At 52.5% G+C, this 12691-nt stretch carries 14 protein-coding genes; 12 read left to right on the top strand and 2 right to left on the bottom strand.

Features of this window, described 5'->3' with window-relative positions; genetic code table 11:
• Positions 1-208: 208 nt before the first annotated feature.
• Together LMS44_RS12220 and hrpB are read left to right on the top strand one after the other, a co-directional pair.
• Positions 209-898, top strand: a complete 690-nt coding sequence (locus tag LMS44_RS12220; RefSeq protein WP_022523285.1) for a TetR family transcriptional regulator C-terminal domain-containing protein — start codon at positions 209-211, stop codon at positions 896-898.
• Between the two features lie 7 nt (positions 899-905).
• Entirely contained in the window at positions 906-3344 is a 2439-nt protein-coding gene (gene hrpB, locus LMS44_RS12215) for an ATP-dependent RNA helicase (RefSeq protein ID WP_498945259.1), read from the top strand.
• A 27-nt stretch (positions 3345-3371) separates the two neighbouring features.
• Here the strand turns inward: hrpB and LMS44_RS12210 are convergent, their stop codons facing one another.
• Positions 3372-3584 (bottom strand): hypothetical protein, encoded by a 213-nt coding sequence (locus LMS44_RS12210; protein WP_022523287.1) that lies wholly within the window; start codon positions 3582-3584, stop codon positions 3372-3374.
• Between the two features lie 169 nt (positions 3585-3753).
• Here LMS44_RS12210 and LMS44_RS12205 point away from each other — a divergent pair, with 169 nt between their 5' ends.
• From LMS44_RS12205 to LMS44_RS12185, 5 genes are all read left to right on the top strand, one after another.
• The gene (locus LMS44_RS12205; RefSeq protein ID WP_081742603.1) at positions 3754-3927 is read left to right on the top strand and encodes a DUF2970 domain-containing protein; all 174 of its coding nucleotides are present in this window, start codon (positions 3754-3756) and stop codon (positions 3925-3927) included.
• 127 nt (positions 3928-4054) lie between these two features.
• A complete protein-coding gene (coxB, locus tag LMS44_RS12200) occupies positions 4055-5167 on the top strand; it encodes a cytochrome c oxidase subunit II (protein ID WP_009287787.1) in 1113 nt (370 codons plus the stop codon).
• 45 nt (positions 5168-5212) lie between these two features.
• Positions 5213-6847: a cytochrome c oxidase subunit I gene (gene ctaD, locus LMS44_RS12195; RefSeq protein ID WP_009287788.1), complete on the top strand. Its 1635-nt coding sequence runs from the start codon at positions 5213-5215 to the stop codon at positions 6845-6847.
• Positions 6848-6888: 41 nt separating this feature from the next.
• The gene (locus tag LMS44_RS12190) at positions 6889-7548 is read left to right on the top strand and encodes a cytochrome c oxidase assembly protein (RefSeq protein WP_022523290.1); all 660 of its coding nucleotides are present in this window, start codon (positions 6889-6891) and stop codon (positions 7546-7548) included.
• On the top strand, positions 7545-8405 hold the full coding sequence (locus LMS44_RS12185; protein WP_022523291.1) for a cytochrome c oxidase subunit 3: 861 nt from the start codon (positions 7545-7547) through the stop codon (positions 8403-8405). Before LMS44_RS12190 ends, LMS44_RS12185 begins: the two co-directional genes overlap by 4 nt.
• A gap of 5 nt (positions 8406-8410) precedes the next feature.
• Here the strand turns inward: LMS44_RS12185 and LMS44_RS12180 are convergent, their stop codons facing one another.
• Entirely contained in the window at positions 8411-8602 is a 192-nt protein-coding gene (locus LMS44_RS12180; RefSeq protein ID WP_022523292.1) for a DUF2909 family protein, read from the bottom strand.
• Here LMS44_RS12180 and LMS44_RS12175 point away from each other — a divergent pair.
• The 5 genes from LMS44_RS12175 to LMS44_RS12155 all read left to right on the top strand — a co-directional run bounded on the left by LMS44_RS12175 (position 8601) and on the right by LMS44_RS12155 (position 12444).
• The gene (locus tag LMS44_RS12175) at positions 8601-9320 is read left to right on the top strand and encodes an SURF1 family protein (protein ID WP_041159466.1); all 720 of its coding nucleotides are present in this window, start codon (positions 8601-8603) and stop codon (positions 9318-9320) included. The two genes, LMS44_RS12180 and LMS44_RS12175, sit on opposite strands and share 2 nt — an antisense overlap.
• A gap of 5 nt (positions 9321-9325) precedes the next feature.
• The gene (locus tag LMS44_RS12170; RefSeq protein WP_027959588.1) at positions 9326-9835 is read left to right on the top strand and encodes a redox-active disulfide-containing membrane protein; all 510 of its coding nucleotides are present in this window, start codon (positions 9326-9328) and stop codon (positions 9833-9835) included.
• A gap of 32 nt (positions 9836-9867) precedes the next feature.
• The gene (locus tag LMS44_RS12165) at positions 9868-10920 is read left to right on the top strand and encodes a COX15/CtaA family protein (protein WP_476488222.1); all 1053 of its coding nucleotides are present in this window, start codon (positions 9868-9870) and stop codon (positions 10918-10920) included.
• Between the two features lie 14 nt (positions 10921-10934).
• Entirely contained in the window at positions 10935-11852 is a 918-nt protein-coding gene (gene cyoE / locus LMS44_RS12160; protein WP_022523295.1) for a heme o synthase, read from the top strand.
• A 124-nt stretch (positions 11853-11976) separates the two neighbouring features.
• On the top strand, positions 11977-12444 hold the full coding sequence (locus tag LMS44_RS12155) for a DUF2489 domain-containing protein (protein WP_022523296.1): 468 nt from the start codon (positions 11977-11979) through the stop codon (positions 12442-12444).
• Positions 12445-12691 lie beyond the last annotated feature (247 nt).

Below are 12691 nucleotides of genomic sequence, written 5' to 3'. Positions count from 1 at the left end.
ATGTTTTTGACCGATCGGTCAATATAGGTTGAGCTTGGTACAAAACGCCCTACCATGCAAGTATTTGCTCACTGCACAGGAGTGGGGCAAGCTGGTGTGAAATGCTAACTTTTGGGGCAGCCCAGTCTATCTTTTCACCCAGCTAAGCATTCATGTGTAATTAAACATTCAAGCTAACAATCACTCACGCTATTGGGGAATACTGTTAATGACCGCCGTCTCTGCCACTCATGAAAGCCCTAGCCGGGAAAGAATAGAAACAAGTATTCTGGTGGCCGCTGAGGAGGTGTTCTCTCAGCACGGCTACCGCGGGGCGAGCTTGCAAATGATCGCTGATCGAGTCGGTCTCCCCAAAGCCAATATTTTGTACTACATGGGCAGTAAGCAAGCGCTTTATGTGCGACTGCTTAACCGCATGATGCGCCGCTGGAACGAAGTGCTTGAAGACATTACTCCTGATAGTGATCCCGCGACGGTACTCAGTGACTTTATTCGCACTAAAATGGTGCTGGGGCAGCGCTATCCCGAAGGCTCAAAACTTTTTGCGGCGGAAATTTTAGCCGGTGCTCCCTTCTTAAGTGATTATCTGGGCGGCGAGTTACGCGATTGGGTCTCCTCTCGTGCCGCGATCATTCGCCAGTGGTCAGCCCAGGGAAAAATGGATGCTGTCGATCCGCGCTGGCTTATTTTCCTGATTTGGTCTGCCACCCAGCACTACACTGAATATAGTGCCCAGGTCAGCGGTATTCTAGGCCGCGATGCGTTAACCGAGGATGACCTTGAATCCATCTCCAGCTTTCTTGAGCACGTTATTCTAAAAGGCTGCGGCGTTACTTCACCCGCGCCCAATAATTCTGCACCTAAAAGCAGTGCAGACGCTCACAGTGTGGAAAAGTGACCTTCACATGAGCGCTTTGCCTATTGATCAGTATCTTGATCCGCTTAAAACCATCTTGACTACCCATAATCGGCTGATGCTGATTGCCCAGCCGGGGGCGGGTAAAACCACCCGCGTGCCGCTCTGTTTACTTGAAGAAGAGTGGGTCAAAGGGCAAAAACTACTGTTACTTGAGCCTCGTCGTGTAGCTGCGCGTTTGGCAGCCAGCTTTATGGCCCGGCAATTGGGTGAAGACGTTGGCCAAACGGTGGGGTATCGCATGCGCGGTGATAGCTGTGTGAGCGCGCAAACCCGCTTGGAAGTAGTGACCCAGGGCGTACTCACTCGCATGCTGCAAGATGACCCGCTGTTAGAAGGCGTTGCCGGGATCATTTTTGATGAGTTCCATGAACGCAGTTTAGAAGCTGATGTGGGATTGGCGCTAACGCTGGATGTGCAGACCAGTATTCGCGATGATTTGCGCCTACTGGTGATGTCTGCAACCTTGGATGTCGAAGCGCTCAAGCGGGTGTTGGGCGAGCAAGTACCTGTTATTGAGTGCCATGGGCGTCAGTATCCTGTGGCGACGGCTTATCGTCCTTCCCTGAGTGGTGAGGAGAGCATTAGCCACGCACTTCAGGTGGTTGAGGAAGCGCTATCACTGCCTGGTACTCAAGGCATACTGGTAATCTTGCCCGGAGTCGCCGAAATTAATCGCTTGGTTCAGGCGCTGGAAAAAAAGCTGCCCCATCTGGCGATTCGGCCGCTGCACGGCAGAATGAGTATTGCTGAACAGCAGGCAGCCTTGGCGGCGAATACATCGAAACAGCGCATTATCGTCTCCACCGCCATCACCGAATCGAGCATTACCGTGGATGGTGTGAATGTGGTGATTGACGGTGGCCTGGAGCGGGTGCCACTTTTTCAGCCGCGTACCGGGCTAACCCGTTTAACGACCCGGCGGATCAATCGCGCCAGTGCCGATCAGCGTCGGGGGCGTGCAGGGCGTCAGCGGGAAGGCCGTTGTTTTCGGCTCTGGGCCCAGGAGCAGCCGTTGGCGCCTTATGGTGAGCCTGAAATTCAGCAAGCGGATCTCTCATCACTAGTGCTCGAACTGGCGTGCTGGGGCGTCGCATCACCCCAAGCGCTAAGCTGGGTAACATCGCCGCCGGAGGGTGCCTGGCGCAGTGGCCAATCGCTGCTCGAGCAATTAGGCGTGTTAGATCACGAGCACAGGCTTACCCCTCTAGGTAGCCGCTGTGCCAAGTGGCCAGTTGAACCGAGAATTGCCGTGATGCTAGAGCGGGCTTCAGACTTCAATGCTATGTCTCTAGCCTGTGGGGTAGCGGTGCTCCTTGAAGAGCGCGACAGCAACGAGCGATCCCTGCACGATGCATTAGCACTGCGTCTGCGTCAGCCTAAACGCTTCCCCAGTTGGCAGCGTGAAGCACTTAGGCTGGCTAAACGAGCAGGAGTGGCGCTTAATGACGCCGTGCTAGTGCCGCTTGGGCCACTCTTAGCGCTGGCGTACCCTGAGCGCCTTGGCCAGTCAATTGAGCCGGGTAAGTTTCGGCTTGCCAATGGCAAAACCGCTACGCTGCCGTTAAACGATACGTTGGCGCATCAAGCCTACGTTGTTGCTGTCGCATTAAATAGTGCGGCTGGTGATCAGGCGCGGATCATCTCAGGCGAACCGCTATCACTTGAGTCGCTGCTTTCGCTATATCCTGATATTCGCCAATGGCAGCCACGAGTGGCGTGGTCGCAAGAACAGGGCCGTTTAATCGGTGAAGAGGTACAAGCACACGGCAGCCTCGTCATTGCCAAACGACCTTTAGCACACTTACCCGAGGAGGCGGTGAAAGGGGCGCTATTGAATGCACTACGCCAGCGGCCCGAGCAGTTATTTGGCGATAATTTACAGCAGTTGCGCGGGCGAATGGCGCTACTTCGCAAGTACCAGGGGGACGAGTGGCCCGACTGGTCCGAGCCAACGCTATTAGCCTCATTAGAGAGCTGGCTAGCCCCTTACCTAATCGGTATTAAACGGTTGAGCCAAATTGAGAAATTGCCGCTAGAGCGCTATTTGCTCAATTCACTGAGCTGGGAAGCACAACGTGAATTTGCGCAGTTAGTCCCATTAGCGCTTGAGGTTCCTAGCGGCAAGCAGGTTGGCTTAGACTACCTGCCGTGTCTCTCCCAGCGGCCGCCTGTGTTAGCGTTGAAACTGCAAGAGGCCTTTGGCTGGCGGGTAACGCCCACCGTTGTCGATGGTGCCGTTGCCGTAATGATTCACCTGCTTTCTCCCGCGCGTCGGCCGTTGCAAGTCACCCAGGACTTGGTTAGCTTTTGGCAGAAGGGTTATCCTGAAGTACGCAAAGAGATGCGCGGTCGCTATCCAAAGCATCCCTGGCCTGAAGACCCACTGACAGCACCCGCCACTGCGCATACCAAGCGAAAGGCGTGACCGGTTTCGCTGCTTCGACTCCGATAATTACTCGCTGCGCTTTTCCGGGATTTCATCGGGAATGCGATAGCGCACGCCATCTACGCGTTCTTCCTCATAGCGTTGATTCTCTTCTTCAGGCACTACGCCGATGACGGTTTCCTTAGACCCATCCGGCCAAGTGTAAGTCGTGCAGCCTGCCAGCAGCAGTGGAATGATCAAAAACAGTGTGATGGGTAAGGCGAGGTGGCGCTTGAGCATAAGGCACTCCATTGGGTGGCGCTGATCCTGAGAATTGGCTGAGTATCTCACATTGAGAAACTATAAGTGGTCATTTACGTGGCTGTAAATGCTTATGTAGGTCTATGATAATAGTGGCTAACCCTTCAGCCTTAGACTGATACGAGAGCCAAAGAAAACCGGAGGTGGTATGTGGTCTGTAGTCAAGTCAGTGTTAGCAGCCCTACTAGGCGTTCAAAGTAATCAAAAGCGGGAAGAGGACTTTAGCAGTGGCAGGCCCGCAGCCTACCTCGTTACGGGGGTGGTGATCACGCTACTGTTCGTTTTGATGCTTGTTTTTTTGGCCATGTTTGCGGCCCGCTGAAAAGCGTTGATAGCGTTAAATAAGCAAAGCGTGACGAATCGCACATATTTTCTATACTGCTAATATCTAATTTCATCCTACCCTAATCTAACGATAAGAAATAACAACAATAAAACTGGAGGTCTCTATGCGTTCACGGTGGTGGCTAATGGCCGTATCCCTTGCTGCAAGTGGATCGCAGGCTCAAACGAACGGTTGGAACATGCCTGTCGGCGTTACCGATGTGAGTAGCGATATTTACGGCCTGCACATGACCATATTCTGGATATGTGTCGTGATTGGATTGGTGGTATTTGGGGCAATGTTCTACTCCCTGTTTCGCTATCGCCATTCCAAAGGTGCAAAGGCCGCCCACTTTCATGAGCACACTAGTGTGGAAGTGTTATGGACAGCTATCCCTATCTTGATCCTGGTAGGTATGGCGGTGCCCGCCACCGCAACTTTAAAAAACATGTATGACTCATCAGACGCCGAGTTGGATGTAATGATTACCGGCCAGCAGTGGCGTTGGCGCTATGAATACCTGGGGGAAGATGTGGCATTCACCTCCAATATGAGTACGCCGAGAACGCAAATCAGCGGAGAAGAAACTCGCGGAGAGCACTACCTATTAGAGGTTGATGAGCCGCTGGTGCTGCCGATAAATCGTAAAGTGCGCTTTCTAATGACCTCAGATGACGTTATTCACTCTTGGTGGGTGCCGGATTTAGCGGTTAAGCAGGATACGATTCCCGGCTTTATCAATGAGAATTGGGTGAAGATCAACGAGCCGGGTATTTACCGCGGGCAGTGCGCTGAGCTGTGCGGTATCGACCACGGCTTTATGCCTGTGGTGGTGCACGCTGTGGAGGAGGAGGAGTTTGATGGCTGGCTAGCTGAGCGCAAAGAGGCTGCTGAGCAGGAAGCCATGGGGGTTGACCGTGAATGGGCAATGGATGAGCTAGTTGAGCGCGGCGAATCAGTGTATCAATCGATCTGCTCCTCTTGTCATCAGGCCGAAGGCCAAGGTTCTCCACCCGCCTTTCCCGCGTTGGCAAATAACGAACAGCTCATCAATGATGTGGATTGGCATCTAGATAGGGTCGTCAACGGTGTATCGGGTGCTGCTATGCCTGCTTTCCGTAGCACCTTAAACCCTGTTGAGATAGCGGCTGTGGTCACCTATACGCGTAACGCCTGGGGTAATGATACGGGTGATGTCGTGCAGCCCTCTGCAGTAGCTGAGTTAATTGCCCAGTGATGTTGGTTTGCCACTCAATTAGACAACAATATTTCGGAGAGACACATGGCGCCCAAACTACCTCCTCAGCCACCGCTGCAACATAGCACCACGGCCGTCGCCGATGGGCAGTCCCATGGTCATGCTGCGCCGCCGAAAGGCATTTTTCGCTGGCTACTGACCACCAATCATAAAGAGATTGGCTCCCTTTATTTGATTTTTTCGCTGACGATGTTTTTCATCGGGGGGATATTCGCCCTCGTGGTTAGGGCGGAACTTTTCCAGCCCGGCCTGCAGCTGGTCGAGCCTGAATTTTTCAACCAGATGACCACCATGCATGGCTTGATCATGGTGTTTGGTGCGGTAATGCCTGCTTTTACCGGTTTAGCCAACTGGATGATACCGCTACAGATTGGCGCGCCAGATATGGCGTTACCTCGGTTGAATAACTTCAGTTTTTGGCTTCTTCCTGTTTCATTCACACTGCTACTTTCAACGCTACTAATGCCCGGCGGCGGCCCTAATTTTGGTTGGACGTTTTATGCACCGCTGTCGACGAATTTTGCTCCACCTTCGACAACTTTCTTTATTCTTGCGCTACATATTGCCGGTATTAGTTCTATTCTCGGTGCCATCAACATCATCGCGACCATTTTAAATATGCGTGCGCCGGGTATGCGTTTAATGGATATGCCGCTATTCGTATGGACATGGCTGATTACCGCTTTCCTATTAATTGCGGTAATGCCGGTGCTAGCGGGTGTCATCACGATGATGTTGATGGATATCAACTTTGGCACCAGCTTCTTTGATGCGGCAGGTGGTGGGGATCCGGTGTTGTTCCAGCATCTATTCTGGTTCTTTGGGCATCCCGAAGTATACATTATGATTCTGCCAGCTTTTGGTATTGTCTCAGCGATTATCCCCACCTTCGCGCGTAAGCCTTTGTTTGGTTACGCATCCATGGTGTACGCCACTGCGGCCATTGCACTGCTGTCATTTTTAGTCTGGGCTCACCATATGTTTATAGTGGGTCTACCTTTGGTGGCAGAGTTGTTCTTTATGTATTCCACCATGCTGATCGCCGTGCCAACCGGCGTGAAGGTATTTAACTGGGTAACCACACTGTTTCGCGGCTCGATTAGTTTTGAATCGCCGATGCTGTTTGCTCTGGCTTTCGTGGTGCTGTTTACCATTGGTGGTTTTTCAGGGCTTATGCTGGCGATTGCACCGGCGGATTTTCAGTATCACGATACCTACTTCGTCGTTGCCCACTTTCACTATGTGCTAGTCCCGGGGGCAATCTTTGCGATTATGGCGGGGGTCTATTACTGGCTGCCTAAATGGACCGGGCATTACCCCAATGAGAAGCTGGCCCAGTGGCACTTCTGGTTCTCGATTATTGGTGTCAATCTAACCTTCTTCCCCATGCACTTCGCAGGCTTGGCGGGAATGCCGCGGCGGATCCCTGACTACGCCCTTCAGTTTGCGGACTTTAATTTACTCTCAAGCATCGGTGCCTTCTTCTTTGGCGCATCTCAACTGCTCTTTGTATTGGGCGTCATACTGTGCGTGCGCGGTGGCAAAAAAGCGCCAGCAAAAGCCTGGGAGGGGGCCGAGGATTTAGAATGGACGGTGCCTAGTCCAGCACCACTGCATACGTTTGAAACGCCGCCAGTGTTTCATCGTACGTCCCACTAGCAATGACATAAAGCACATGGGTCACTGGCCTAAGAGGTGTTATGGATAGCCAAGAGCAGGCAAAGGTAGGTGTGCGCCGCACGGTTATTAGAACAATCGCCGTATTGATAGGCATGTTTGGCTTTGCCTTTGCACTAGTGCCGCTTTATGACGTTTTTTGTAGCATTACTGGTATTAACGGCAAGGTGGACGCCACTGCGAAGAGCGTCGTGCACGAAGAAGTCGATGAGTCGCGCTATATAAATGTGCAATTTATCACGCGTGGTAGCCCGGGCCTGCCGTGGCAAATGAGCGTTGAAATGCGCCAGATGAGTGTGCACCCCGGGCAAATGGCGGAAGTCGATTTTACCTTCACCAATAATAGCAGTAGCGAAAGCTGGGGGAGAGCAGTGCCCAGTGTGTCTCCCTCTACTGCCACGACGCATCTACGTAAAATCAGCTGTTTCTGCTTTCAGGAGCAGCAGTTGCAGGGTAATGAGCGGTTAACCATACCGCTGGTATTCCAGCTAGCGCGTGATCTGCCCGACGATATTAATACTATTACACTGGTGTATACCCTCTACCCGATAGAGCATGTGATTCAAAATGCTGCATTGGATAATACGCTTAAGAGCAGCGCTAACAACGAGCTTGTAAACGACCCTATAAACAATCTCAGTAACACGCCTAAAAACAATAAAGCGGCGGGAGAAGCGATATGAGCAGTGGTAGCTATTATGTTCCGGCGAGTAGCCGATGGCCTGTTCTCGGCTCGGTTGCCCTAGGCGCCATGATGGTCGGCACGGGCATTAAACTCGTTTATGACACCGGGTTACCGCTGGTGTTAATCGGTGTGGTAGGCATTCTTGCGGTGATGGGGCTCTGGTTCCGTGACGTCATTAGTGAGTCTCGGGGAGGGCTTTATGATGAGCAGATGGATCGCTCATTTCGTTGGGGGATGGGCTGGTTCATTTTTTCGGAAGTAATGTTTTTTGCCGCCTTTTTTGGCGCGCTGTTTTACGTACGCATGTTTGCTATTCCATGGTTAGGGGGAGAGGGGGCAAAAGGTGTTTCCGCATTACTATGGCCTGACTTTGTCGCCACTTGGCCGTTGTTGAATCCACCGGACTCATCCATTGCCGGCCCTGAACAAGTCTTTAGCCCGTGGCAACTGCCTCTCGTCAACACGCTGATTTTGATAACTTCCAGCATCACGCTCACCGTTGCTCATGAAGCTTTAAAAGTGGGTGACCGGAAGACTTGCCGCAACTGGCTAACGGGAACGGTGCTATTGGGTTGCTGCTTTATCATGATCCAGGGTGTCGAATACTACGAGGCCTACGCCCATTATGGCATTACCTTGGAAGCCGGAATTTTCGGGGCAACATTCTTTATTTTGACCGGCTTTCATGGTGTGCACGTGATTATCGGCACGCTGATTTTAGCCACCATGCTGGTACGCATTATCAAGGGCCACTTTGGCGACGAAAACCATTTTGGTTTTGAAGCCTCTTGCTGGTACTGGCACTTTGTTGATGTGGTGTGGGTTGGGCTGTTTATTTTTGTCTACGTCTTATAACCGCATTAGCCTAACTGGCCCGACCAATAGCCGAAAATAATGAGGGCCATGAGCAGACAGGCTAATCCAATTCTCCATTTGAGAGAGAGTAGCAGGCGGCGGGAAGAGACGTTATCTCTAATCAGGAAAATGGCGCCTACGGCCAAGCTGATAACCATCGCAATAAACACGGCGGCAATGAGTAGTTGTAACCACATGATGAATCCCTCTCGGCAATGGCGTTTTTATAGTTGGTATCTGTTTTGGAGTTTGCTGGTGGCGTTAGGTATTAGTTTAGGACTATGGCAGTGGGAACGGGCAGATGACAAGCGGTTGGCCATCGCCGTTCGCGATGCAGCCCCTACCTTAGTGCAGCCTACCGAGCAGCCAGCGCAAGGCGCCCAGGTAACGTTGCGTGGGCAGTATTTGGCGGAGCAAACGCTCTATTTGGATAATCGCGTTGTAGACGGAAGAGTGGGGGTGGCCGTACTAACCCCGCTGCGTGATAGTTTCGGGCAGCTTTGGCTGGTACAGCGTGGCTTTTTAGCCACCGGGCCGCGTCGCGAAACGCCGCAGACAACCACACCCAGCGGTACGGTCGAAGTGATTGGCGAGTGGCAGGAGGTACAGTCTGGCGGGCCGCTATATGGGGAAAATAGAGAAGGGGCAAGGCTGCAGCAGCTTAGCCTTGAACCCTGGCACGCTTCGCTAGGCGCGTTTAGTTACCCAGGCTGGTTGCACGCCAGCGAAGGCGATGGGGTCTTAATCCCATGGTGGGAAGCCAATGTGATGCCGCCCAGTCGGCATATGGGCTATGCCTTTCAATGGTGGGGGCTGGCACTGGCGGCCTTGATGGTGATGTTTATTGGCGGATATAAACTGCGTCGCGATGGCGCTGATAAAAAAGCTTTAGTTAATAAAAATAAACAGAGGTGAAAAGTATGCAGGACGCCAGACATATTCGCCGTCAGCGGCTCAAGTTAATCCTTATTTTTGTCGTTTTTGCGGCGCCCATGGTCGCTGCTTGGGGAATGGTCGAGTTACGCATCGGTATTCCCGATCGCCATACTGCTCACGGCAATGTGGAGCTGGAATTGCCCATGCTTGACGAGTGGCCTTTAACAATAGCTGCGGTCAATAGCCAAGAGGAGTGGGTCTTGGCCTTTGACTGCTCTCAGCAGTGTGAGCAGCGTAAGGATGAGTTTTGGCGTTTACACCGTGCTTTAGGGCGCGAAGCGCCGAGGTTAACTCGCTTACGGATTGGTGGGGATCCCGAATCGCTGCCAGGAGAAATGACCAGCGAATGGCAGCACTTACCTCCGTGGCGTCAAGCCAACTCGGCTTGGCTGCTTGATCCAATGGGGCGACCAGCACTGGCCTTTGAGGCCAACGTAGCCACTGAGGATGTGCTCGAGGATATCCAGCATCTACTTAAAGTGAATCCTCAATAAAGTGCGCTAGCCTCTGCTGTTAAGGAAACGCCATGCACGATTCATTTGAGCGCCGCTTGCGCTGGTTAGTGCGATTAACGCTGGTAGGTACTCTATTTACTGCCGTAGTGATGCTGGTAGGCGCCTGGACGCGTTTAGTCGATGCTGGTTTAGGCTGCCCTGACTGGCCGGGTTGCTACGGCAAGCTATTAGTTCCTGATAATGATCTTGCCACGCTTCATCATCCCGATGTCCCGTTGGAGCCCTTTAAAGCGTGGGTAGAAATGGTACATCGCTATATCGCGACGCTGCTGGGATTGGTGATCGTTAGCGTTGTAGCCTTGGGCTGGCCGTTGCGTCATCGTCGCGATTACCCATGGCACCTAAGCTTGATGCTGCTGGTGGTTATTTTGCTCCAGGGCGCCTTTGGTGCCTTCACCGTTACGCTCAAGTTATGGCCTCAAGTCGTTACCCTTCACCTTCTGGGCGGGTTGAGTGTGCTGCTGCTGCTCTTTTGGCTGCATCTTCGCTTACGCCTCGCTGTGGCGCCAAAGCCAACAAGTGAGCCTCGGCGAGTGAATGCGTGGTGGGGTATTGCGGCATGTTTGCTGGTAGTGCAATTGGCTCTAGGTGGGTGGGTGTCCAGCAATTATGCCGGTATTGCCTGCCAAGGTTTTCCTACTTGTAATGGCCAGTGGATGCCCGCGATGGATATCAGCGAGGGCTTCCATCTTACCCAGACCGTGGGGCCCAATTACCTACATGGGCATTTACATGCCGATGCACGTACCGCGATTCAAGTGGTACATCGCCTGGGGGCATTGTTGCTTGGTGTCGGGCTAATAGTGCTCTGGTGGCGTTATCGACAGTGGCAGAATGTGGTAAGGCCGCTAGCGATTGTCGTCGGTTTGTATATGCTGCAGGCTGCATTGGGGGTGGCCAATGTGGTGCTTTGGTTGCCGCTTTGGCTGGCGCTACTGCACACAGCGGGCGCCATTGCGTTGGCCGTTGGGCTCGTTTGGGCCTGGTGGCGTTGGCGCTATCATGAGGCTGGCGTTTACTCAACGACGACTCATTCACCTTATAACAACGTTATCGTTCAATAAAAGGGAAGCATGCCATGCGAAATATAACAATGACGCTACCCACGGCAGTGCCTTCTATGGTGTGGGGCTGGAAAGAGCTCCTTGGTCTGTGCAAGATGAAAGTTGTTGCCGTTATGTTGGTGTGTGCTGCCGTAGGAATGGCGTTAGCAACCCCGGGCCTACCACCATTGACGAACGTAGTCCTTGGGCTAGCCGGTATCGGCTTGGCCTCTTGCGGTGCGGCGGCTTTTAACCATGTCATCGACCGCCACTTGGACGCGGTAATGACACGAACGTCTCGTCGTCCTTTGGCAAGTAAACGTCTACCCGTGGCAATCGCTCTAGGTTGGGCGTGCTTGCTTTCAGTCGCGGGTGTTGCGCTATTGGTGTGGCAGGTTAACCATTTAACGGCTGCGCTAACCTTTGCCTCCCTAATTGGTTATGCGCTGATTTATACCGCTTTTTTAAAGCGGGCGACACCACAAAATATCGTCATTGGAGGCGTTGCTGGCGCTGCGCCGCCACTGCTGGGGTGGGTCGCTATTACTGGGCAAATTACCCCCGAGCCTTTGCTTTTAATGCTGATTATTTTTGCCTGGACGCCGCCCCATTTTTGGGCGCTGGCCATTCACAAGCGCGATGATTATGCCCGGGCTGGTATCCCCATGCTGCCCGTTACCCACGGCATTCCTTTTACGCGGCTGCAAATTTGGCTGTATGGGTGGTTAACGGTGTTAGCCACCTTACTGCCGGTGATGATAGGCATGAGCGGCGCGCTCTACCTAGTGGTCGTGCTGTGCCTGAATGCGCGCTTCATGGTGTGGAATTGGCGAGTGTGGCGTGGTCAGGATCCTGCTGCTCCTATCGGCGCATTCTGGTTCTCAATTCGCTATTTATTAGGTGTTTTTGGGGCGCTATTACTTGATCACTACGCTGCGGCGCTTGCTTGGTGATCCAAACAAAGAGTTGGACAGCTATGCAGTCAGAAGAGAAGCAAGCCTAGATGCTATTGGCAGAATAGTGGTATAAGGGTGTACAATTTTCGTCAAGCAATTTATCCGCTGAATGAGGAGTTTCATGAGCTCAACGGTAGCGCTGGTATTACTCGCCGTGGCGATTGCAGTCATTGTAGGGTTGTGTTTCTACGCATGGTCGTTACGCAAAGAGGTGAGTCGTCGAGAAGCTTATCGTCGCGATGAAGACGCTCGCGCCCAACAAAATAGCTTAGAAAACCTCGATTATGTAGCAAGCGCACTGGTTCAGGAGCAGGTCGATATTACCGAAGGCGCCTGGCGGTGCAAGGTGTTACTGGAAATCATTGATCCTAGTTTAACGGAACGAACTGAATTTAAGGCATTTGCCGAGCACTACAGCCGCACTCAACACCTGAATACCCATACCGCTCGTCAACAGTTGTCCCCCCGAGAGCGTATGCAGGAAGACAAAGAGCGGCTGATGGTAGAAAATGATATGCGCGATGCCGTATTGGAGGCAGCTCGGGCAGTGCTGAAATGGCGTGCCCAAGGCAGAAAAGCGCTGCATTAATGACAGGTTTTGAGCGGTTTAAACCGCCCAAAAGCATAGCAAGCTAATTTTTAGTGCCCATTGCGGCAATTTTGCTATGCTGAAGGATGTCGGTATTGGCAAGAAGTTGATATCTTGGCATTGTTGCCTTCCTGCGCTTAAGCGTGAATGATAGGCACATCGCTCTATATCGACTGGGTGTTGAGTAATTAGTACGTGATTATTGGTACTGGGAGCTTGATACTATCAACAGCGATATGGAGCAGGC

The sequence above is a fragment of the Halomonas profundus genome (assembly GCF_020865425.1).
In the GTDB taxonomy this organism is placed as follows: domain Bacteria; phylum Pseudomonadota; class Gammaproteobacteria; order Pseudomonadales; family Halomonadaceae; genus Vreelandella; species Vreelandella titanicae.
The sequence above is the reverse complement of the archived record's forward strand: the minus strand, read 5'-3'. Positions and strand labels throughout refer to the sequence as shown.

Coding starts and splice junctions, on each gene's coding strand:
- LMS44_RS12185 (WP_022523291.1), top strand. CDS start 7,545: ATGAGCAGTGGTAGCTATTATGTTCCGGCGAGTAGCCGATGGCCTGTT.
- LMS44_RS12210 (WP_022523287.1), bottom strand. CDS start 3,584: ATGCTCAAGCGCCACCTCGCCTTACCCATCACACTGTTTTTGATCATT.
- LMS44_RS12155 (WP_022523296.1), top strand. CDS start 11,977: ATGAGCTCAACGGTAGCGCTGGTATTACTCGCCGTGGCGATTGCAGTC.
- LMS44_RS12170 (WP_027959588.1), top strand. CDS start 9,326: ATGCAGGACGCCAGACATATTCGCCGTCAGCGGCTCAAGTTAATCCTT.
- LMS44_RS12180 (WP_022523292.1), bottom strand. CDS start 8,602: ATGTGGTTACAACTACTCATTGCCGCCGTGTTTATTGCGATGGTTATC.
- hrpB (WP_498945259.1), top strand. CDS start 906: ATGAGCGCTTTGCCTATTGATCAGTATCTTGATCCGCTTAAAACCATC.
- ctaD (WP_009287788.1), top strand. CDS start 5,213: ATGGCGCCCAAACTACCTCCTCAGCCACCGCTGCAACATAGCACCACG.
- LMS44_RS12175 (WP_041159466.1), top strand. CDS start 8,601: ATGATGAATCCCTCTCGGCAATGGCGTTTTTATAGTTGGTATCTGTTT.
- LMS44_RS12205 (WP_081742603.1), top strand. CDS start 3,754: ATGTGGTCTGTAGTCAAGTCAGTGTTAGCAGCCCTACTAGGCGTTCAA.
- LMS44_RS12190 (WP_022523290.1), top strand. CDS start 6,889: ATGGATAGCCAAGAGCAGGCAAAGGTAGGTGTGCGCCGCACGGTTATT.
- cyoE (WP_022523295.1), top strand. CDS start 10,935: ATGCGAAATATAACAATGACGCTACCCACGGCAGTGCCTTCTATGGTG.
- coxB (WP_009287787.1), top strand. CDS start 4,055: ATGCGTTCACGGTGGTGGCTAATGGCCGTATCCCTTGCTGCAAGTGGA.
- LMS44_RS12220 (WP_022523285.1), top strand. CDS start 209: ATGACCGCCGTCTCTGCCACTCATGAAAGCCCTAGCCGGGAAAGAATA.
- LMS44_RS12165 (WP_476488222.1), top strand. CDS start 9,868: ATGCACGATTCATTTGAGCGCCGCTTGCGCTGGTTAGTGCGATTAACG.